The sequence below is a fragment of the Sphingorhabdus sp. genome (assembly GCF_023910635.1).
Taxonomy (GTDB): Bacteria; Pseudomonadota; Alphaproteobacteria; order Sphingomonadales; family Sphingomonadaceae; genus Sphingorhabdus_B.
Map to the genome: position 1 here is coordinate 18,962 of NZ_JAAVVZ010000012.1, position 19,984 is coordinate 38,945.

General features: G+C 54.3%; 20 protein-coding genes. 5 read left to right on the forward strand and 15 right to left on the reverse strand.

Annotated features, from left to right (window positions below; translation table 11 throughout):
• Positions 1–4: 4 nt before the first annotated feature.
• From HEQ34_RS08605 to HEQ34_RS08635, 7 genes are all read right to left on the reverse strand, one after another.
• The gene (locus tag HEQ34_RS08605) at positions 5–364 is read right to left on the reverse strand and encodes a hypothetical protein (RefSeq protein WP_296199692.1); all 360 of its coding nucleotides are present in this window, start codon (positions 362–364) and stop codon (positions 5–7) included.
• Positions 365–428: 64 nt separating this feature from the next.
• On the reverse strand, positions 429–2,375 hold the full coding sequence (ftsH, locus tag HEQ34_RS08610; protein ID WP_296199834.1) for an ATP-dependent zinc metalloprotease FtsH: 1,947 nt from the start codon (positions 2,373–2,375) through the stop codon (positions 429–431).
• Between the two features lie 112 nt (positions 2,376–2,487).
• Positions 2,488–3,432, reverse strand: a complete 945-nt coding sequence (tilS, locus tag HEQ34_RS08615; RefSeq protein WP_296199694.1) for a tRNA lysidine(34) synthetase TilS — start codon at positions 3,430–3,432, stop codon at positions 2,488–2,490.
• A complete protein-coding gene (locus HEQ34_RS08620) occupies positions 3,423–4,325 on the reverse strand; it encodes a tetratricopeptide repeat protein (RefSeq protein ID WP_296199696.1) in 903 nt (300 codons plus the stop codon). The genes tilS and HEQ34_RS08620 overlap by 10 nt, the downstream gene beginning before the upstream one ends.
• A 129-nt stretch (positions 4,326–4,454) precedes the next feature.
• Positions 4,455–5,036 carry a helix-turn-helix transcriptional regulator gene (locus HEQ34_RS08625; RefSeq protein ID WP_296199698.1) on the reverse strand — a complete coding sequence of 194 codons (582 nt, stop codon included), beginning with the start codon at positions 5,034–5,036 and terminating at the stop codon, positions 4,455–4,457.
• A gap of 113 nt (positions 5,037–5,149) precedes the next feature.
• A complete protein-coding gene (ptsP, locus tag HEQ34_RS08630) occupies positions 5,150–7,414 on the reverse strand; it encodes a phosphoenolpyruvate--protein phosphotransferase (protein ID WP_296199700.1) in 2,265 nt (754 codons plus the stop codon).
• 238 nt (positions 7,415–7,652) lie between these two features.
• Entirely contained in the window at positions 7,653–7,823 is a 171-nt protein-coding gene (locus HEQ34_RS08635; RefSeq protein ID WP_295489894.1) for a YdcH family protein, read from the reverse strand.
• A 348-nt stretch (positions 7,824–8,171) separates the two neighbouring features.
• Here HEQ34_RS08635 and HEQ34_RS08640 point away from each other — a divergent pair, with 348 nt between their 5' ends.
• Entirely contained in the window at positions 8,172–8,369 is a 198-nt protein-coding gene (locus HEQ34_RS08640) for a DUF465 domain-containing protein (protein ID WP_296199703.1), read from the forward strand.
• Between the two features lie 27 nt (positions 8,370–8,396).
• On the opposite strand, the gene HEQ34_RS08645 is transcribed toward HEQ34_RS08640, so the two are convergent.
• Positions 8,397–10,106 carry an ABC transporter transmembrane domain-containing protein gene (locus tag HEQ34_RS08645; RefSeq protein ID WP_296199836.1) on the reverse strand — a complete coding sequence of 570 codons (1,710 nt, stop codon included), beginning with the start codon at positions 10,104–10,106 and terminating at the stop codon, positions 8,397–8,399.
• A 242-nt stretch (positions 10,107–10,348) separates the two neighbouring features.
• On the opposite strand from HEQ34_RS08645, the gene phaZ reads away from it, so the two are divergent.
• Entirely contained in the window at positions 10,349–11,581 is a 1,233-nt protein-coding gene (gene phaZ / locus HEQ34_RS08650) for a polyhydroxyalkanoate depolymerase (RefSeq protein WP_296199705.1), read from the forward strand.
• A 76-nt stretch (positions 11,582–11,657) separates the two neighbouring features.
• The gene (gene dgcA / locus HEQ34_RS08655) at positions 11,658–12,653 is read left to right on the forward strand and encodes an N-acetyl-D-Glu racemase DgcA (protein ID WP_296199707.1); all 996 of its coding nucleotides are present in this window, start codon (positions 11,658–11,660) and stop codon (positions 12,651–12,653) included.
• Here the strand turns inward: dgcA and HEQ34_RS08660 are convergent.
• Both HEQ34_RS08660 and HEQ34_RS08665 read right to left on the reverse strand, forming a co-directional pair.
• The gene (locus HEQ34_RS08660) at positions 12,613–13,521 is read right to left on the reverse strand and encodes a nucleotidyl transferase AbiEii/AbiGii toxin family protein (RefSeq protein ID WP_296199709.1); all 909 of its coding nucleotides are present in this window, start codon (positions 13,519–13,521) and stop codon (positions 12,613–12,615) included. The two genes, dgcA and HEQ34_RS08660, sit on opposite strands and share 41 nt — an antisense overlap.
• Before the next feature lie 61 nt (positions 13,522–13,582).
• Positions 13,583–14,176: a hypothetical protein gene (locus tag HEQ34_RS08665; protein ID WP_296199711.1), complete on the reverse strand. Its 594-nt coding sequence runs from the start codon at positions 14,174–14,176 to the stop codon at positions 13,583–13,585.
• Between the two features lie 350 nt (positions 14,177–14,526).
• Here HEQ34_RS08665 and HEQ34_RS08670 point away from each other — a divergent pair, with 350 nt between their 5' ends.
• Together HEQ34_RS08670 and HEQ34_RS08675 are read left to right on the forward strand one after the other, a co-directional pair.
• The gene (locus HEQ34_RS08670) at positions 14,527–15,510 is read left to right on the forward strand and encodes a hypothetical protein (RefSeq protein WP_296199713.1); all 984 of its coding nucleotides are present in this window, start codon (positions 14,527–14,529) and stop codon (positions 15,508–15,510) included.
• A gap of 343 nt (positions 15,511–15,853) precedes the next feature.
• Positions 15,854–16,330 (forward strand): type ISP restriction/modification enzyme, encoded by a 477-nt coding sequence (locus tag HEQ34_RS08675; protein WP_296199715.1) that lies wholly within the window; start codon positions 15,854–15,856, stop codon positions 16,328–16,330.
• A 101-nt stretch (positions 16,331–16,431) separates the two neighbouring features.
• On the opposite strand, the gene HEQ34_RS08680 is transcribed toward HEQ34_RS08675, so the two are convergent.
• The 5 genes from HEQ34_RS08680 to HEQ34_RS08695 all read right to left on the reverse strand — a co-directional run bounded on the left by HEQ34_RS08680 (position 16,432) and on the right by HEQ34_RS08695 (position 19,970).
• On the reverse strand, positions 16,432–16,650 hold the full coding sequence (locus HEQ34_RS08680) for a putative quinol monooxygenase (protein ID WP_296199717.1): 219 nt from the start codon (positions 16,648–16,650) through the stop codon (positions 16,432–16,434).
• A 240-nt stretch (positions 16,651–16,890) separates the two neighbouring features.
• A complete protein-coding gene (locus tag HEQ34_RS14460; protein WP_366934855.1) occupies positions 16,891–16,992 on the reverse strand; it encodes an antibiotic biosynthesis monooxygenase in 102 nt (33 codons plus the stop codon).
• Positions 16,993–17,022: 30 nt separating this feature from the next.
• Positions 17,023–18,201, reverse strand: a complete 1,179-nt coding sequence (locus tag HEQ34_RS08685; RefSeq protein WP_296199719.1) for an acetyl-CoA C-acyltransferase — start codon at positions 18,199–18,201, stop codon at positions 17,023–17,025.
• Between the two features lie 24 nt (positions 18,202–18,225).
• Entirely contained in the window at positions 18,226–18,684 is a 459-nt protein-coding gene (locus tag HEQ34_RS08690; RefSeq protein WP_296199721.1) for a MaoC family dehydratase, read from the reverse strand.
• Between the two features lie 116 nt (positions 18,685–18,800).
• Positions 18,801–19,970 (reverse strand): mechanosensitive ion channel family protein, encoded by a 1,170-nt coding sequence (locus tag HEQ34_RS08695; RefSeq protein WP_296199723.1) that lies wholly within the window; start codon positions 19,968–19,970, stop codon positions 18,801–18,803.
• Between the last annotated feature and the right edge of the window lie 14 nt (positions 19,971–19,984).

Here is a 19,984-nt window from a genome sequence, read left to right on the forward strand (position 1 = left end):
GAGGTTAGCAGGGAAAACGGCGGATGACTATTTCGCGCCACGCATCGCGGACTGACTGGACCTGTCGGCGCTCTTTGGGGATTCGGCTGAATTCGCCAATGAACTGCTCTGCGTTCAGTCGGTATTTCTTGGGCGCGCAGAATAAGGGGGCCCCTGCGGCGCGCGCGGCTTCATTCTCGGCTTTGACCGACTTCGCCGCTTCTTCAAAAACGCGGACCATGGGCTTCAAGTCTTTTGCAAAGACTGCGCCCAGACCCTTTTTCTGCAATGCCACAGCTTTCGTAAAAAAGGTTTCAGCGTCCATGGCGTTTGCAGGAACGGCACATAACAAAGCGCCCATGACCACAAGCACAGCATATTTCATTTTGCGACCTCAACTCTCCCTCCATGGAGGATAGAGCGTTGAGGCCGCAAATAAAAGCTGAAAACTAAACGCCTTGTGGCGCGGTGCCTCCGACCGACGCAGATTTGCCGCGTCCCGCCTTTGGTATGGCTGTGCCCACCGTTGGAATGGACGAAGGCTTAACGACCTTGCCATCGTCACGTTCGAATTTGCCCGTTTCCAAAAGCTGGTTGATTTCGTCACCCGAGAGCGTTTCAAATTCCAGAAGTGCGTTGGCCAGCAGGTGCAATTGTTCGTTATGCGTCGTCAACAACTCGGTCGCCCGTTGATGCCCGCCCTCAACTAGCTTGCGGATTTCGGCGTCAATCTTTCGTGCCGTCTCATCCGACATGGCGGAGCGTTGGGACATGCCATAGCCGAGATAGCCTTCTTGACGCTCTTCATATTGCAGCGGGCCCATCGCATCCGACATGCCCCATTGGGTGACCATGTCGCGCGCAAGGCTGGTTGCATATTGGATGTCGCTGGATGCGCCTGAACTGACCTTGTCATAGCCGAAGATTAATTCTTCCGCCACGCGTCCGCCCATGGATACGGACAGGTTGGCGTGCATTTTATCGCGATGATAGCTGTAATTATCCCGCTCGGGCAGGCGCATGACCATACCCAAGGCACGGCCACGGGGAATGATGGTTGCCTTGTGGATCGGGTCAGACGCGGTTTCATGGATCGACACGATTGCGTGGCCGGCCTCATGATAAGCGGTCATTTTCTTTTCATCTTCGGTCATGACCATCGACTTGCGTTCGGTGCCCATCATCACCTTGTCTTTGGCATCTTCAAATTCTTGCATAGCGACCAACCGCTTGCCACGACGTGCGGCCAGCAAGGCAGCTTCGTTCACAAGGTTGGCGAGGTCGGCACCGGAGAAACCCGGCGTCCCGCGCGCGATCACGCGGCCATCGACATCAGGTGCCAAGGGAACCTTTTTCATATGTACGGCAAGGATTTTGACACGCCCATCAATATCCGGGCGCGGCACAACTACTTGACGGTCGAAACGGCCAGGACGCAACAGGGCCGGGTCAAGAACGTCAGGACGGTTGGTCGCGGCAACGATGATGATGCCTTCATTGGCTTCAAAACCGTCCATTTCGACCAGTAACTGGTTCAAAGTCTGTTCGCGCTCGTCATTCTGATTACCAAGTCCAGCGCCACGGCTGCGGCCCACCGCATCGATTTCGTCGATAAAGACGATGCAGGGTGCGTTTTTCTTCGCCTGTTCGAACATGTCGCGTACACGGCTTGCACCAACGCCCACAAACATTTCGACAAAGTCAGAACCAGAAATCGAGAAGAATGGTACGCCAGCCTCGCCAGCAATTGCGCGGGCGAGCAACGTCTTGCCGGTACCTGGCGAACCAACTAGCAACGCGCCCTTGGGAATTTTGCCACCAAGGCGGCTGAACTTAAGCGGGTCTTTCAAAAACTCGACAATTTCCTGAAGCTCTTCGCGGGCTTCATCAATGCCGGCCACGTCATCAAACGTTACCTTGCCATGCTTTTCAGTCAGCAATTTCGCCTTTGATTTGCCAAAACCCATAGCTCCGCCAGCACCGCCGCCCTTTTGCATTTGCCGCAAGACAAAAAATGCGATGCCAAGGATGAGCAAGAATGGCAGGGCCTGATATACAAGCAGGAGAAGCAAGCTTGGCTGTTCTGCTGTTTTGACTTCAATCACTACGCCTTTTTCCCTGAGCAGGGGGATAAGGCTGCTATCATTTGGTAGCGGCACTGTCGCGAACGTTTCGTCATTCTGCAACTTGCCGTTGATGCGTTCCGGCGCGATGGCTACGGACTTAACCTCGCCAGACTCAACCTTATCTCGAAAAGACGAATAGGTAATGCCGTTGGTTGGCGTGGATGCCCCGCTGAACATCGACGCGAGAAGCAAAAGCGCGACAATGATCGCCGACCAAATGGCCAAGTTGCGGAGCATCGGGTTGCTTTTGGGTTCTTGTTCGTCGTTCATCATCACTGCCTTGTTCTTTGCCCGCGCTAAATGCTCGGAGATATGCAGCTAATGTAGGAGCGAATGCGTGAATGACAATATAGTGATTGGCAAAACTTACAGGCTGTTTTTCTCAACCACGACGGGGCGGTGCTTTGGAAAACTGCCAATCTTCTCCGCCGACGCATTTGACATTGCCAATCATGGCAGTCTGTGCATTTTCGAGGTCGGTTAACACGCGGTCGATGGCGTCACCACGCGGAGCAAGATTGATGTCTATCATCCTGAGGCAGCGCATTAATAGCCGCCGCTTCAATTCGCGGGGAAGGCCGCTGGCCTGGCAAACGATAACTTCATTTTTGTGGCTTATCCTCTGCGCGGCCAGCGTGTCCGTCATCCAGACCAGTGCATCGGACGCGTCGGCCAATGCGCTTGCCGTGCGCAGCGCACGGGTTGCAGGAAATGGATGCTGCGTGCTGGCCAACCAGTTCCGCATCGCAACCCGGTCAAAATCGATGTTTGCGTTGCTGGGGTCGTTGACCCATTGAATGCCATTGCTGCAGCAGATGTCGATAAGCTCCGCTTTTGTGAATTCCAGTAGTGGTCTGACCACGCGTCCATTGCGGGCGCGAATGCCGGACAACCCATCAACGCCGCTGCCCCGCGCCAGCCGCATGAGCAGTGTTTCCAATTGGTCATCGGCATGATGCGCCGTGGCAATATGTTGGCAATTTTGCCTATCTGCCGCACGTTCCAACAACGCGTAACGGGCCGCGCGCGCGGATGACTGGAGATTGCCTGAGATCTTTTCGTCAGGAGTTAAAATGATATGCGGAATGCCAAGATTGCGGCAAATTTCGGCAACAATCTGCGCCTCGTCAGCGGATTCGGTCCGTAATTGATGGTCTACTGTTGCGGCAACCAATCTGCCGGGCACAACTTGCTGCGCCAACAACAACAGCGCAAGGCTATCGGGTCCACCCGATACCGCGCATAATAAGCGATCATCAGCACTTTCCAGCCTGTGAAGTGCTGCCCTAAAACGGCCAAGAAAGACCGGTTTTAGCGTTATTTGCACTTCGCCCTTGTTTTGCCAGATGTGATCCGTTCGGCCAAGCGGCCAGTCGCCGCATCTGGATACGCCCTTGCAAGTTCACCAAAAGCTTCGCATGCCTCAGCCGCCTTCCCAAGGTCAGTCAGAGCCGATCCCAAGAAAAACAAGCTGTCAGGCGCGCGGTCACCACGCGGATCAGCCTTATAGTTGTCGTAGAAAACCTTCACCGCAGTCGCTGGTTTTTTGTCATCCAACCATGCCCGGCCAAGCAAATTGCGCGCATAGCTTGCGCGTTTGTGTTTGGGAAATTTGGCCAAGGTTTCTTCAAGCGTTGCTTGCGATTCCGGATAGAATTTGGCTTCCCATAAGCGGAAGCCATAACTGTAGCCATCCTCGAACGCATCGCCGCTGGCGGGGCGTTCGATTGCGGCAACCGCTGCGACGCGGGCCGGGTTTGGCTTAGCGGTGGTAACAGGCTTTGTCGGAACTACGCCGGCTTTAGTTTTCGGCGCTGCCGCTGCGGGCGTTGCCGTTGGTGCCACCGTTTCAACGGGCGATGCTGGCTGGGTAGCCAGTTGTGTCTCAAGCGCCTTCAGCCTGGCTTCAATTCCGCGCATATTATTGCCTTGCAATTCGACCTGACCAGTCAGAGTCGCAAGTTGCGCCTCTAACGCATCCACACGCGCGGTCAGATCGACCGTTGCGCTGGTTGAACTGTTCGTCGCGCTTGGCGCTGTGGGTGACTGTATATCAGGCTCGACAAATTTGCCGGCACCATTGGGGAACACTTGGCGCTGAACCGCCCGCATTTCCTTCTCGAGTTTGCCCACGCGCCCGTCAATGTTTGCGTCCTGCGCCATTGCAGGTGCGCTTAGCGCAAACGCTGCGCCGCCAAGAATGAAGCGCCGAAAATACATTGAGTTACTTCCTTTTACTGAAATCGAGTTGCAGCGATAGCTTACTGCAATCCCGCGATAAAGGCCAACGCTGCATTTCGGAATAAAAAAATTGAAATTCATCGGAATTTCGGGCCGTAATGACTGGTCTCACTGATTTGGGGTGGCTGCCACAGCTGTGCTGGGCGGAGGAGCTTGTTCGTCCAAGCCGACATTCGCAGCGGCTGTATCATCTTTCAGGGTTGCGACCGGCTTTGGGGCCGCCGCCTTCGGTGCTGTTGTGGGGACTGATGCCGGCGTTGGCGGCGCTGGAGTTGGGTCTAATGCGTAGCTTTTGAAAATCACATAGGCGACCAAAACTAGCGCCGCAACTGCCGCAGCGGTCCACGCCAAGGTCTTGGAAGGAACACGCGCAGGGTCTGCTGGCTCGTAATTCTGGAGCGGGGCCTCATATCTTTCATGTCCCCCGCTAGATAATTCCGCGCGTAGCGCATTCACTATCGCAATATCGTCTAGTGCAACCGCGCGGGCGTAAGACCGAACAAAACCAACAGTATATGTATGTCCCGGTAAGGCGCTGAATTCCGATCGTTCAATCGATTCCAAATGTCGCATGGGCACGCGTGTCTTGGCGGCGAGGTCAGACAGGCTCATGCCCATCCGCGCGCGCGCGGACTTAAGTTCTTCGCCTACATTCATAGGCTCCGCTTCCAAACGAGGAATTTCGTCCACTGCAATCTCCACGACCCGCTCCCCCGCCTCTTCGTGCAGTCGGGCGGATAATGAGCATCAAAAAGATAATGTCAACGTGGATTGCGGATAATCAAAGATTATGCCTAAATTAATTATCCGGTTTCAATACCTTGACTAATCGCCCAAGCCGTCAATGCTTCACGCAAATTCTCTGTAGGATTGTCGAGCAACTCTTCCATTTTTGCGCAGACATCAGAATAAATGGTTGAGCGGATCATGGCCTTGATAGGCCCAACGGCGGCTGGTGTGATCGATAATCGACGAATGCCAATGCCCATGAGGGCAAGCGCCTCAAGCGTCCGTCCACCCATTTCGCCGCACACCGCGACGTCGACGTCATGGCCCTCGGTAGCCTTAACGACCCGCCGGATGAAGCGCAGTATAGCGGGGCTCAGCCAGTCATAGCGCTCTGCCAAGCGGGGATCAGCCCGGTCCGCAGCAAAAAGGAACTGGGTCAGATCGTTGGTACCAATGGACAGAAAGTTAATCTTGGGCAGCAGGATGTCGAGCGTCTCGGCCAGAGCCGGCACCTCAAGCATCGCGCCATAACGAATTTTGTTGGGTAATATTTTTTTCTGCCGCCCCAGAAATTCAATCTGGCCGTCGAAAATGGCCTTGGCAGCATCAAATTCCCATGGCTCAGAGACCATCGGGAACATGACGTTGAGCGTGCGACCGGCCGCCGCCTCAATCAACGCGCGCGCCTGCGCCTTCATCAATCCGGCGTGATCAAGCGACAGCCTCAGCGCGCGCCAGCCCAGCGCGGGATTTTCCTCTTCGCTCCTTTCATCCTTGAGGTAGGGAAGCGCCTTGTCTCCGCCAATATCCAGCGTACGGAAAATGACGGGCTTGTCGCCGGCTGCGTCAAGCACATCCCGGTAAAAGCGCTGCTGCCGTTCGCGTTGCGGCAGCGTCGCCGAAATCAGAAACTGGAACTCGGTCCGGAAAAGGCCAACGCCTTCCGCGCCGGTTGTCGCCAAAGCTGACATGTCATCGCGCAAACCAGCGTTAATCATCAACGAAACTGGCACCCCGTCTTTAGTGACCGATGCTTCATCGCGCATCGCTGCATAGCGCGCTTTTTTCTTCTGCCGATCAACAAGATCATGTTGAAATATCTCTTCTGCCGCAGACGAAGGGCGCACGATAACGCTTTTGTCGTCAGCGTTCAGCAACAGCATGTCGCCGTCGCGCACCTTGTGGCGAATGCCGCGCACCCGGCCAAGAACCGGAATACCCATGGCACGTGCCACGATCACCACATGTGCCGTAAGCGAGCCTTCCTCTAGGACCACACCGCGCAGGCGCCTTTTGTCATATTCCAGCAATTCTGCGGGACCCAAATTGCGCGCGATCAGGATGGAATCCTTCTTCAGCCCAAGCTGCGCCGCGGTGCTCATTTGCCCGGAAACGATGCGCAGCAAACGGTTCGACAGGTCCTCCAGATCGTGCATGCGATCGGCAAGCAGCGCGTCGTCAATCTGCCGCATGCGCATGCGTGTGCGTTGCTGAACGCGCTCAATTGCTGCTTCTGCGGTTAGGCCACTGTCAATGGCTTCGTTTATCCGGCGGCTCCAGCCCTCATCATAAGCGAACATTTTGTAAGTCGCGATGACCTCTTCATGTTCTCCGCCTGTGCCAAAATCTATCTGGCTCGCCATGCGGTCGATTTGTTCACGCATTTTATCGAAGGCGGAATAGACACGCTGACGCTCGGCCTCGACATCCTCGGCAACCGTGTGCTCGATACGCACATTTGGCTGGTGAAAAATAGCGACGCCAGCGGCAGCGCCTTTAACAAGTGGCAATCCTGTGAGGCTAATCGTGCCGGTCTCATTGCCGCCCCGGGCAGTTGGTTCGTCGATTAGGTCGGCGTTGGCAATGAGTTCGGACAACACCATGGCGACGGTTTGAAGCGCCTCAATCTCGACCTCTTCATATTTACGCGGCTCGACATGCTGGACCGCGAGCACGCCGACGGCACGTTCGGAGCGGACAATTGGCACGCCGGCAAAACTGTGAAAGCGTTCTTCACCCGTTTCCGGGACATAACGGAAATTCGGATGCGCCGCCGCTTCATCCAGGTTCAGTGTTTCGACATTTTCAGCAATTGTCCCAACGAGACCTTCGCCCAGACCCAAACGCGTAATATGCACGGCAGCTTGGTTCAACCCGCGCGTCGCAAACAGCTCAAGTGCGCCATCGCGCAATAAGTAAATCGAACACACTTCGCTCGAAAGCGCTTCGCCGATGATGTTGACCACATGATTCAGCTTACCCTGCGCATGGTTTTTCGAGGCCATCACCTCGTGCAGACCAGTCAGGATATTACGGGCAGAACGGGTAGCGCTTTCCATAGGCCGCACCTAGCAGAGACCGAGAGGGCAAGCGATACCCAGTATCAAATTATTCTTAGGGTAAGGACCACTTAAATCCACCTTCGCGGTTTGAGGCCATTTTGTTCAGTGCAAGGCGGCAAGCGCAGGACTTAGTGGTTCTAAGTCCAAGCTTGCCAACGTGGCAATGGACAGTGTGGGTCAAATCCAAAGGACGTCTTGACGCCGCGAAGGTGGATTTAAGTGGTGCTGACCCTAGTCAACCAGTTGATGCCGATTCATGCAGTATAACGTCTTTAAGATGTAACTTTTGTTTTTTCAGATCGAGAACCGTTCTGCTGTCGGGGAACGGTCTGTTTTCTTCGCGCTCCAGTTTTTGTTCGAGTTCGGCATGCTTGTTACGAAGCGCGGACAGATGATTATTATGCACATCATTCTCCTTCAGTCTGGGACTCGGCGATCTGAACCACGGAGTAAATCACGAATTGTGATTGGAGTCTTGCCGATAATTATCGTCGGGGCGCGAGCTAGGGTCAGGACCACTTAAATCCACCTTCGCGGTTTGAGGCCATATTGTTCAGTGCAAGGCGGCAAGCGCAGGGCTTAGTGGTTCTAAGTCCAAGCTTGCCAACGCGGCAATGGACAATATGGGTCAATCCGAAGGACGTCTTGACGCCGCGAAGGTGGATTTAAGTGGTCCTGACCCTAAACTCAGATTTGGGCCAAGCGCCCTTTTTTTAACGATGACTTGTTCGCCGCAGTCTGTTTAGAAAGGGGCATGAACGATGATGGCTATCAGCAGCAACTGGAACAACTAAAGATTGAGCATCGGGATCTCGACGATTCCATCCGGGCGCTTTCCGCCCAAACGTTGATCGACCAACTTCAAATCGCGCGACTGAAAAAGAAAAAGCTGATTTTGAAGGACCGTATCAGGCGTCTGGAAGACCAATTGGTCCCTGATATTATAGCCTAAGCTGGAGCAAAGGATAATTTCATCCCGTTACGCATCAAATTGCAGGCTGGCGAGCCGGGCATATAAGCCGCCCGCAGCGCTCAGCGTCGCATGATCGCCCTCTTCAACAATCCTACCTTGGTCCATTACGATGATGCGGTCGGCAGAACGCACGGTTGCCAGCCGGTGTGCAATCACGATGGTGGTGCGCCCAACCATCAGGCGCTCCAGCGCGTCTTGCACCAATTTCTCGCTTTCGGCGTCCAATGCGCTCGTGGCCTCATCAAGCAACAAGATTGGCGAATCGCGCAACAAGGCGCGCGCGATAGCGAGCCGTTGCCGCTGGCCGCCGGAAAGCCGCGCGCCGCCCTCGCCAAGATAGGTTTCCAGACCCTCCGGTAAATCACCCAAGAACCCTGCTGCGTTTGCTTTTTCAGCCGCCGCCCAGATCGCCTCGTCGCTTGCGTCCCATTGGCCGTAACGCAGATTGTCGCGCGCGGAGGCCGCGAACAACACCGTGTCTTGTGGCACTAACGATATCCGGCGTCGGAATTCTGCGGGGTCTGCGCTAGTCAGGGAAACACCGTCAATGCGCACGGTCCCGTTTTCGGGGTCGTAAAAGCGTTCCGCCAGTTGGAACAAAGTTGATTTGCCCGCGCCTGACGGCCCTACAACAGCAACTGTTTCCCCCGGCGATACTTTCAGGCTGAAATCGTCGAGTGCCGCGACCTCGGGCCGTGTGGGATAGCGGAAGCGAACATGTTGGAATTCCAATTGCCCGCGCGCTGGCGGCATGATAACTGCGTTAGCAGGGGGCGCAATTTCGGGCACTTCGTTCAGCAGCTCGGCGAGCCGCGATGCCGCGCCCGAGGCGCGCACAAGGTCGCCATATACTTCGGTCAGCGCGCCAAATGACCCTGCGACCAATGCCCCGTACAAGACGACCGCGAACAAGGTTCCGGAGGATATGACGCCTTCCTTCACTTGGTCCGTGCCTTCCCAAACGAGTAATGTGATTCCGCCAAATATCAGCGCCATCACAAGTGCGGTAAGAAATGCCCGCAAACGGATACGTTTTTTCGCGGCATTGAACGTGGCTTCAACAGCATCGGCAAATCTTGCGCCTTCGCGGCTTTCTTGCCCAAAAGCCTGAACGATCTTGATCGCGCCAAGCGCTTCGGAGATGATTGTGCCGACGCTGGCGACATTGTCCTGGCTTTTACGCGATGCCTTTTCCAGCCGCCGTCCGAGAAAGACGATTGGTAAAACGACGACCGGAATGCCCGCGAGTAACCATATGGTCAGGCTTGGAGCGAGACCGAAGAGCAAGGTAACGCCGCCCACGCCAATAAAGATATTGCGCAGTGCAACTGACACAGTGGTACCGACAATTTGTTCGATAATTGCCGTATCGGCGGTCATTCGGCTGGCGATTTCCCCAGGGCGGTTTTCTTCGAAAAAGCGCGGGGCCAAGCGCAACAAATTTTGCTGCACCGCAACACGAATGTCACCCACCACACGCTCGCCCAGCCAGCTCACAAAGTAAAAGCGGAATGCCGTCGAAATGCCGATGATGACGACGATGCCTAATAACAAATAGAAATAAGGCGCTGGATCTCCGCCATTTTTGACAAAGCCTTCATCGATGATCAGCCGCAAGCCATAGGGGATGGCCAGCGTAGACGCTGCTGCTGCAATCAGCGCGAGCAGGGCATAGGTGATCTGGCGGGGATAGCGGATCGTGAAATGCCCGATCATGCGCAAACTGCCAAAATTAAGCTTGGGCTTGGCCGGGACTGCTTCGGCCGCCTCGGATGTATCCATGCTTTGCGTTTCGGAAATATCGTTTGTCATCGCGCTCGCCTAGCAGTGCGCCGAACCCGTAACAATCCGCCACGGAGAATGTAAATGCTTTTCCTATGGTGCAATGCACAATAAACACGTAAAGCCACATCCAATTGCGGCAGAATTCTGCCGATGGAAATATTAAAGGCCTAAATATGCTTTACACCGGATATGACCTTCAACGCGGCTGGCTTGCTGGTGCAGGCTGGGTTGCGCAAAAACAGGCGGAATGGCTCAGCGCGCTGCCTTCGCCTTTTAATTACGGCGGAATGGCACCCATAGCTGCCTCGGCATTGGAAGTTTTTGCCCATTCGGTTCTGCCGCGTGGAAAGCCAGCGTTCGGATTGCATGAAGTTGTCATCGACGGCAAAATTTTGGCGGTTCAGGAAGAAAATCTTGCGGGTAAGCCATTCGGCCAGTTGAAGCGTTTCGTCTACGAAGGCAGCAGTGAAAAGCCACGGCTTCTCATCTGCGCGCCCATGTCCGGGCATTTTGCGACGCTCTTGCGCGGCACAGTCGAGCGCATGATGGTCACGCATGACGTCTATGTCACTGACTGGAAAGACGCGCGTGATGTGCCGTTGACAGGTGGCGGGTTCGACCTTGAAACCTATATTGATTATCTCATTGAATGGCTTGAATTTCTTGGCCCCGACGCAGGTGGGCGCGGCGCGCATATGCTTGCGGTCTGCCAGCCGTCGGTTCCGGCTTATGCCGCTGCGGCCGTTATGGCCGCGAAGGATCATCCGCTGCGTCCGCGCACATTGACGATGATGGGCGGCCCGATCGATACGCGCGAAGCGCCGACCGCCGTCAATAACCACGCGACCCAGCGTCCGCATGAATGGTTCGTGCAGAATGTGATCGCGACTGTGCCGCCTTATTACAAGGGTTCAGGCCGCCGCGTGTATCCCGGATTTCTGCAGCTTTCGGGCTTCATGTCGATGAACTTGGGCAACCACATGATGAGCCATTGGTCGATGTTCTCCGACCTTGTGAAAGGCGATGGCGAAAGTGCCGACCGGCATAAGGAATTTTACGATGAATATCGGGCGGTCTGCGACATGACGGCGGAATTCTATCTGCAAACCGTTGATACAGTGTTTCAGCGTCATTTGCTGCCAAAGGGTGAATTCAACTATCGCGGCCATTTGGTGGACCCCGCTGCCATCACCGATATTGGCTTGCTGGCGATTGAGGGTGAGCGCGATGATATCAGCGGTCTGGGCCAGACAAAGGCGGCGTTGAACATTGCAACGGGCTTGCCTGCGGCGTTCAAGAAATATCATATGGCACCAGAAGTCGGCCATTATGGCATTTTCAACGGCAGCAAATGGCGCGAAAAAATTGCGCCCATTGTCGAAGATTGGATATCCAGCCACAATTGAGCGACGAAATATCCCCCGCTATTTCGACCTGCTTAATAGCGTTTTGCCTAGCACCGATTCCTGCGGGTCTTCAGCGATGACCTTGCATATTAACGCCACACTCGAACGCTGGCCGGTGGATGGCCATTTTACCATCGCGCGCGGGGCAAAGAAGTTTGTCGACCTGATCGTGGTCGCGGTCAGCGATGGCACGCATATCGGTTATGGCGAGGGCACCGCGATCTATTATCACGGTGAGACCGCCGAGAATTGCGTGCGCGAGGTCGCGCGCGTCACCAGCGAACTTGCCGCGCACGCCTTGCCCTTGGCCCGAGCGCTCTTGCAATCCCGCCTGCCACAAGGCGCGGCGCGCAATGCGTTGGATTGTGCGCTGTGGGATTTGGAGGCCAAGCAGACCGGACGGCCGCTTTGGGAATTGATCGGCATGAAATCGCCGCCCGTGCCGCTGGAGACCGCCTTCACCATATCCTTGGGAACGCCCGATGCAATGCATGCCGATGCGCGCAGCGCGGCGGACAATGGTTATAATCTGCTCAAGCTCAAACTAAATGGCGAGGCTGACCGCGACCGTGTTGCCGCCGTCCGCGCTGGCGCACCCAAGGCGCGTATCATTGTGGACGCCAATGAAAGCTGGGGCGCGGTGGATATCATGGCCGAAGCGGCTGCGTTAAAGACACTTGGCGTTGCCATGATTGAGCAGCCCTTGCCCGCAGGACAGGACGCCGCGCTTGCCAACCTTTCATCGCCCTTGCCCATTTTTGCCGACGAAAGCTGCCATATTGCGGCGGACGTCCCGCGCCTCGCCGGATTATATCAGGGCGTGAATATCAAGCTAGATAAAGCCGGCGGCCTGACCGAGGCTCTGGCGCTCTGTAAGGCCGCTGAGAGCGCAAAGATGGATATCATGGTCGGTTGTATGCTGTCGACCAGCATGGCTATTCAGGCGGCGTTTCTGGTGGCGCAGACGGCGTCTTGGGTTGACCTTGATGGACCTGCGTTATTGCAAAATGATCGGCCGGGCGGGTTTGTCTTTACAGACGGACGCCTGTCCCCGGCCACAACATCAGCGTAATTCTACTTGATTGAATCGCATTGATTATGTCTCTTAGGGTTGGCTGCTCTTTATAATAAAGCGCACTGGTTGCCTGATAGGCTGCCTCATACATTTTGAATGTGGCTTCATCGCTTACGATAAAGGCTTCGTTCTCGGCGATGTTTTGGTTGTCAGCCTTTGGAAAGCGCTTTGCTTTGTGGTCATGATAGGCGTCGGTTCCAATGAAATCCAAAACGTCTTTGTCCTGCAATAAGCAATACACATCATAATAATGGCGCATGAAATTTTTCGGCATTGCGCCATCTTCCTGCTGCTTGCGGAATTTGGTTGAAATCGCTTGTAGCTTTTCCACCAGCGTAAAGCCCGCGTGATAACAAGCAACGTCTACCGCCCTGTTATCAATTATTTCCACCTGGTCTTTGGCAAAATCATAGGCCCATGAGCTTATCGTTCGTGGAAAATTGGGCGTGATATCATCAAAGCCCAATTCTAGCAGGATACCGTCTTTTAGACCTTCGACTTGGTTTGTGGTCGATCTGTAGTTCAACCTTATGCCGCCACTTCGATATTTTTCGTCATCAAAAGCGATGTCGCGGATGACGTTTTCAATGCCGTCAATTTTTATTGCACCTGCAACCCAATCATAAAAATCCTTGCGGCTTTGAATGTGGGCTACTTTGTCGTGATTGCTGCCTGTTTTGACATCAAGGTTTGCGGGTGGCTCAATTCGGATATCGATATCCTCTGAGAAGCGGTGAATTAAGCCTAACCCTTTGGACAAGGACGTTCCGCCCTTCAACTCAAACCGAAAGCCCATTGTTTGTAACCCATACAAACAATGCATGATCCAATAGTCTTTTTCGACCAAGGCGGGGTCAATACCCATCTTATCGCCAACAATTCGAATGAGATCAATAAATTCAGAATGGTTGTGTAAGAATTCTCGCTCAAGCATAGCGGAGTATAGTGTCTGGGAGTAATTTGGCAAAGAATTTCCTTGCTCTAACGCCGCCATACTCAAGCGCGGCTTTTGCCAGTTTCGAGCTGTCCATTTGGGTGGCTTTCTTGCTGATCTGCTTTAGCACAAGGTCTGCGTTTTCCGCCATTTGTGGCAGGTTATTCACCGCATCAACCAACAAGAATTCTTGTGTCGGTTTTGATGGAAAATATGGCTTCATGGCAAAGCGAAAATTACGTCCGCCTAGCTTAAAAGCTCCATGCCGCTTGTGATTATAAACCACGGTTTCATTATAAAGCTGAGTGGTTCCTAAGCCCAAGGAATTATACAAATTTGGTGACGTGAGCATGAAGCGATCATCTTTTAGAAATGCGCGAACAAGCGTCTCATCATCGGCGGGTGCAGAACCAAAAGACGTGGTTTTCGGGGATAGGTAAAGCCCGCCTGATAGTTTTACCAAGGCACCATCCGCAACCAATTGTTTCAAGTGGCGATCAACCGCGCTCGACCATTGCTCTAGGTCGGCGCGCCTATAGACTTTGCCTTGTTTCAATTGCCCTTTTAGGTTTTCGAGTGCGCTCATTTCATCATCCTCAATTCTAACTATAGCTCCCGTGCCATCAATTTGCAAGTTTTTTCATTGAAAAATCATGCAAATTGGATGATCAAAGACACAGATGCCCTCTTCTTTCGTGAGGATAATTATTTCAAATCAATTCTTTATGGGATTTTTTGAGAAAAGAATTACGGCGACAGTGCACTAAATTATTCTGAAGGTTCGGAAAGCCCGAATCAACTCAACAGTGCGCCGTCCACAACATCACCGTAATTGCTGTCACCGTTATTTGGCGTCACTCCTAAAGAGGTCTCGCATATTATATCGAAACTCACAGCAGAATTGACCGGAAAACGTCGGGTAGCTAAGGTGTGGGGATGACGCTGGGAGAAATCACTCTCGAAGACCGCCAGGTCTGGGTTCGCGCCTTTTATGGCTTCAACCCGGAAGAGGCTGGATATATAGGCTTCACACATGAGGCTCAGCGCGAAGATATGCTGACCAAGATGAATGACGGAGATTTTGTCCTCATCTACGGCGCCGTTGACTCTCTCACTGACACCGATCTGCAGAGGCAGGCACTAGGATTCATGGAAATCAAACTGGAACGATGCCGTGATTTGCACCGGCAGAATGAAGCTTCAAGGCAGTGGAAGATTGATCATGGTTTTCAGGAGAGGTGGACTTATGGTCTGAAGGTCGTTCGCGCATGGCGCGTAATCAACAGAGTTCACATAAGGAACATCGCACCGAAAGCCTATGACACCAAGAAACGGTTTGAGAGGACGACAAAGGCTGTCCTGCTTGAGCCAGAGGAAAAGCGCAGGGCGCTCAGCCATAATGTTCGGCAGGTAAATGTCTACGGTGAACCGCCCATCGCGGCGAATGATCTCGCCAGTGGTCATATGAATGAGGTACTGAAACCGTCGAAAGGTGTTCCTCCAAGTTTCGGTGATCGCACATCACAACATGAAGACGGTGACAACTTCCTCTACCTTATGAAACTGTCAGCAAACGCAGAGGCGCTTCTCGGACGAACTGGTGCTCATCTTGGTAAGGCGCTGGTGAAAGTTGGCCGATCAAACGATGCGACCCGGCGATTAAAAGAGGTGAATGGGGGATTCCCCGAACGGGCCGTTTGCCGCTGGGAGCTGACGCACAAGCAACGGTTTGACAATGGGCAGACTGCGCACGATTATGAGACGGAGTTGAAAGCGTTCTTCGCCAAAGAATTCACCTCTCAAGCGGGGGAGTTCTATACCGGTGATTGGAATGCAATTGATCGGGCATTCCAATCCTTCTGTTATTCAAAAATGCCAAAAATTCTCGCCGCGGTCGGCAAGGCCAAGGGAGTAAAATAGAATTACGGTAAATCACCGTGACCGTGCACTAAATCATTCTGAAGGTTTGGAAAGCCCGAATCAACTCAACAGTGCGCCGTCCACAACATCACCGTAATTCTGTAATAATTTAGTGCACTGTCACGGTAATTCCTATGCGCAGATCAGGGAGCGGGCGGGGCTTTCCTCCCCCACCGGGGGAGGGGGACCAGCGAAGCTGGTGGAGGGGCACGTGCAGGGTGTCACCACATCGAAGGGGCAGGAGAACCGGAGCGTGCCCCTCCAATATCCGTCGGATGGTTCCCCTCCCCGTGCCGGGGAGGATACTCAATCACCCCCGCGCGCCATCCATCGTTCTTCGCGCATGGCTCTGGCCCCCTCTCCCCCTGAAGGGGGTGAGGGGCGTTTGTCCGACGAATTGCGGGTCTTTGACTATATCTATGGCGTGCTGCACTCGCCCGATTATCGCGCGACCTATGCGCAGTTCCTGAAAATCGATTTCCCGCGCATTCCCTATCCAGCCTCGCCAGAGATATTTGCGCATGTCGCCGAAAAGGGCGGCCAGTTGCGCCGACTGCACCTGATGGAGGATGCCGCGATTGGCGCGACGCCTTATCCGTTCAAGGGCGACGGGGACAATGCGGTGGTGAAGCCTGCGTTTGCCGTTTCATCCTCCCCATCGACTTGCGATGGGGAGGGGCCCCTCCGTCAGTTGCTGGCGCAACTGCCACCTCCCCATCGCAAGTCGATGGGGAGGAGCAAGTCAGTTAAAAAACCACTTTCCTACACACAACCGAATCGCGTATACCGAATTACGGCAATCACAATGACAGTGCATTAAATTATTCTGAAGGTTCGGAAAGCTCGAATCAACTCAACAGTGCGCCGTCCACAACATCACCGTAATTTGGTGGGGACGCTACTTAATGCGGCGTATCTGCTTTATAGCGCGTCAAGATACTCGATATCGGGCGCACCGGCGAGGCATGGGCCAAGCTTGGGTCCAGCGGCCTTGAAATAGTCGCTGGCGCCATGTGCGGTCAGGGCGTCCTGATCGACATATTGCTCCAGCACTTTGTACACTTGCGGGTTGGACCGTGACCGGGTGAGCGTATAAAATACGTTCCCCGGTTCACGAGGGTCAGGACCACTTAAATCCACCTTCGCGGCGTTAAAATGGCAAAGATATCGAAGGGAAATGGCCGCTGTCAGGCAGTCGTTCTGCCTGCAAGGTCATTTCGCTTTGAGATCGAAGCCATTTTAACGTCCGAAGGATTTGACCCATTTTGCCCAGGGCGTCTTTGGCAAGCTTGGACTTAGAACCACTAAGCCCTGCGCTTGCCGCATAGCCCTGAGCAAAATGGCCTCAAACCGCGAAGGTGGATTTAAGTGGTCCTGACCCTAAGCCCTAACCGCCGCAGCCAGTTCTGCAAAAACAGCCTCAAAATCTTCGTTCTTGCCTTCGGCAACGGTCAACGTTGCGATAACTCCAATGGCGGACATGAGGCTGCTCCTTGTTTTTTTTATGTGCGATTAAAAGATTTCGAACAGGCCAGCGGCGCCCATTCCGCCGCCGACGCACATGGTGACGACACCATATTTCGCACCGCGACGCTTGCCTTCGATCAAGGCATGGCCCGTGCAGCGTGCGCCCGTCATGCCATAAGGATGGCCAATCGAAATCGACCCGCCGTTGACGTTGAGCAACTCGTTTGGAATGCCCAATTTGTCACGGCAATACAGGACCTGCACCGCAAATGCCTCGTTCAGTTCCCAGATGCCGATATCGTCCATCTTGAGGCCAAAACGCTGAAGCAATTTGGGGATGGCGAAAACAGGGCCAATGCCCATTTCGTCCGGCTCTGTGCCTGCAACCGCCATGCCGACATAACGGCCAAGCGGGTTGAGACCCTTTTTCTCGGCCAGTTTTGCTTCCATCAGGATGGAGGCGGATGAACCGTCGGAAAGCTGGCTTGCGTTACCGGCGGTGATCGTCATGTCGGGGCCAAGCACGGGTTGAAGCGCTTGCAGACCGGCCAACTGCGTATCGGCGCGATTGCCTTCATCCTTGGCTATGGTCACGTCTTTCTGGCTGACTTCGCCGGTTTCCTTGTTCACGACGTTCATGACTGTGGTCACGGGCACGATTTCGGCATCAAAATAGCCAGCGGCTTGTGCAGCGGCGGTGCGCTGCTGCGACTGCAGGGCATATTCGTCCATCGCATCGCGGCCGATATTGTACCGCTTGGCCACGACTTCGGCGGTCTGCAGCATCGGCATGTAAATGGCATTATGCATTTCGATCAATTCACGGTCTGGCTGAACGCGCATCTCCTTGGTTTGCACCAAAGAGATGGATTCTTGTCCGCCAGCGGCCATCACATCGACATTGTCGACAATGATCTGCTTTGCCGCGGTCGCAATCGACATCAGGCCCGACGAACATTGACGATCCATTGTCATGCCCGATACCGATACGGGAAGACCAGCGCGCAGCGCCACCTGGCGTGCAAGATTGCCGCCTTGCGTGCCCTGCTGAAGCGCGGAGCCCCACAGAACATCGTCAATTTCGCCGCCTTCTATGCCAGCGCGCGCAACAGCGGCGGCCAACGCATAGCTGCCGAGCGTTGGTCCGGACGTTGCGTTGAACCCGCCGCGATAGGCTTTGCCAATGGCGGTACGGGCGGTGGATATGATTACTGCGTCACGCATGAGAGGGGTTCCTTAAAGTGAAAATTATACGAAAAACTGGCTGATCCATTCCGCCTGAAGTGCTGGCTTTTCCTCGCCCTCAATCTCGACAGTGAACTCAAGCGTTTGCTGCCATTGGCCGGGGCGTTTTTCGGCAAGTTCAAGCAGTTTGAAATGGCCGCGCACGCGCTTGCCCGAACGGACAGGGGCGAGAAAACGGGTTTTGTTGCCACCATAATTCACACCCATTTTAACGCCAGATACCTTGGGGCAATCGGACTTGGCGCTCATCACCGGGAACAAGGACAAAGTCAGAAAGCCATGGGCAATGGTGCCGCCAAACGGCGTCTGCTTGGCCATTTCTTCGTTGATGTGAATGAATTGATGGTCGCCCGTTGCATCGGCAAATTTGTTGATCATGTCCTGATCAACCAAAATCCATTCCGATACGCCGATGTTTTCGCCAATTTTGGTCGCGAGTTCGGCGGGTGTAATTGCGGTCATACGGAGTCTCCTGCTTCCTAATTTCGTCGTATCGTGGCGGTTTGATACGCGCAATACAAGCCCCGCTTGTTTGCCGTTACGGCATGCTAGCGGCTCTTTGACCCATAAACCGCGAATCAGCTTTTTGAACGCGCCTCGGCACTGGGCGGCGCGGCATAGGGCATCACCAACTTGCCATCGGGCGCGGCTGTGAAAGTCGTCTGCGTGGGATAGGCAAAAGAAATCCCTTCGCGGGCAAAGCTATCGAGGATCGCGATACCAATATCGTGGCGTGCCTGAAACATCTCTTCGACATCATCGCTTTCAATGTCGAACACCACATGGAAATCGAGCGAGCTTGCGGCAAAATTGTTGAACCCCGCGCGGATGAATTGCGCGCCATTGGCCTCAACCGCTGCACGCAAAATATCCGGCACGCGCCGGGCAAGGGCAGGGGGTGTCTGGTACACAAGGGTCAGCACGAAAGTGACCCGCCGATACAAGGTCAGCGTGTTGTTGGTGATTTCTTTTTCGAGCAATTTGCTGTTCGAGATAATTTTTTCTTCACCGGTCAGCGCACGCAGTCGCGTGCTTTTCATGCCGATGACTTCAACCCGCGCAATGGTGTTGTCATAGGACACCGTGTCTCCGCGCCGGAATGGCTTGTCAAAAATGATCGAGATTGCGGCAAACAGGTCGGAGAAAATACCTTGCGCGGCAAGGCCAATCGCAATGCCGCCCACGCCCAGCCCGGCAACAAGGCCCGTGACATTAACACCCAGATTATCAAGCACCACAATGGCAGCGACGGCAAACAAGACAAAGCTGACGAGCAACCGGATCAGCACCATCGCGCTTTGCAACGTGTCATGTTCATGAATGCCTTCGCCTGCGCGCCGTTCAATCAAGCCCAAGATGATTTCGCGCAGCCAAATGGCGACCTGAATGACAATCGCGATGGTGAACAATATGTCGACGGTCTGGGTCAGTGCCGCTGGCGCATTGGCAATTTGGTTGACCAGTTCAATCGACACCATGACGCGGAAAAATTTGCTCGTCCGCGCCAAGGTGCGGGCGACGATGGATTTCAGATGGGCGCGGTGCTCGCTGGCGCGGGCGATGTTTGCGGCGATTCTTTTCAGCCAGCTCAGCGCAACGAACACGATGATGGCCGCCACCACGGCAATGCCAAGTTCGATATAATTATTCTGCACCCAGATGGTCAGGGCGTCCCAATAGCTTTGCAGATGCGGGCCAATGGCTTCGGGGGCGATGCGCGGTAACGTCGGTGCGGTTTGTGTGGTCATGCCCCTTGTTTACG

Excerpts from the sequence above, each read along its gene's own strand:
- HEQ34_RS08665 (WP_296199711.1), bottom strand. The coding sequence starts at position 14,176 with ATGAGCGCACTCGAAAACCTAAAAGGGCAATTGAAACAAGGCAAAGTC.
- HEQ34_RS08660 (WP_296199709.1), bottom strand. The coding sequence starts at position 13,521 with ATGGGTATTGACCCCGCCTTGGTCGAAAAAGACTATTGGATCATGCAT.
- HEQ34_RS08690 (WP_296199721.1), bottom strand. The coding sequence starts at position 18,684 with ATGACCGCAATTACACCCGCCGAACTCGCGACCAAAATTGGCGAAAAC.
- ftsH (WP_296199834.1), bottom strand. The coding sequence starts at position 2,375 with ATGAACGACGAACAAGAACCCAAAAGCAACCCGATGCTCCGCAACTTG.
- HEQ34_RS08640 (WP_296199703.1), top strand. The coding sequence starts at position 8,172 with ATGAACGATGATGGCTATCAGCAGCAACTGGAACAACTAAAGATTGAG.
- ptsP (WP_296199700.1), bottom strand. The coding sequence starts at position 7,414 with ATGGAAAGCGCTACCCGTTCTGCCCGTAATATCCTGACTGGTCTGCAC.
- HEQ34_RS14460 (WP_366934855.1), bottom strand. The coding sequence starts at position 16,992 with ATGTCCGCCATTGGAGTTATCGCAACGTTGACCGTTGCCGAAGGCAAG.
- HEQ34_RS08620 (WP_296199696.1), bottom strand. The coding sequence starts at position 4,325 with ATGTATTTTCGGCGCTTCATTCTTGGCGGCGCAGCGTTTGCGCTAAGC.
- HEQ34_RS08605 (WP_296199692.1), bottom strand. The coding sequence starts at position 364 with ATGAAATATGCTGTGCTTGTGGTCATGGGCGCTTTGTTATGTGCCGTT.
- HEQ34_RS08670 (WP_296199713.1), top strand. The coding sequence starts at position 14,527 with ATGACGCTGGGAGAAATCACTCTCGAAGACCGCCAGGTCTGGGTTCGC.
- HEQ34_RS08695 (WP_296199723.1), bottom strand. The coding sequence starts at position 19,970 with ATGACCACACAAACCGCACCGACGTTACCGCGCATCGCCCCCGAAGCC.
- HEQ34_RS08645 (WP_296199836.1), bottom strand. The coding sequence starts at position 10,106 with ATGATCGGGCATTTCACGATCCGCTATCCCCGCCAGATCACCTATGCC.
- dgcA (WP_296199707.1), top strand. The coding sequence starts at position 11,658 with ATGACCTTGCATATTAACGCCACACTCGAACGCTGGCCGGTGGATGGC.
- HEQ34_RS08675 (WP_296199715.1), top strand. The coding sequence starts at position 15,854 with ATGGCTCTGGCCCCCTCTCCCCCTGAAGGGGGTGAGGGGCGTTTGTCC.
- phaZ (WP_296199705.1), top strand. The coding sequence starts at position 10,349 with ATGCTTTACACCGGATATGACCTTCAACGCGGCTGGCTTGCTGGTGCA.
- HEQ34_RS08685 (WP_296199719.1), bottom strand. The coding sequence starts at position 18,201 with ATGCGTGACGCAGTAATCATATCCACCGCCCGTACCGCCATTGGCAAA.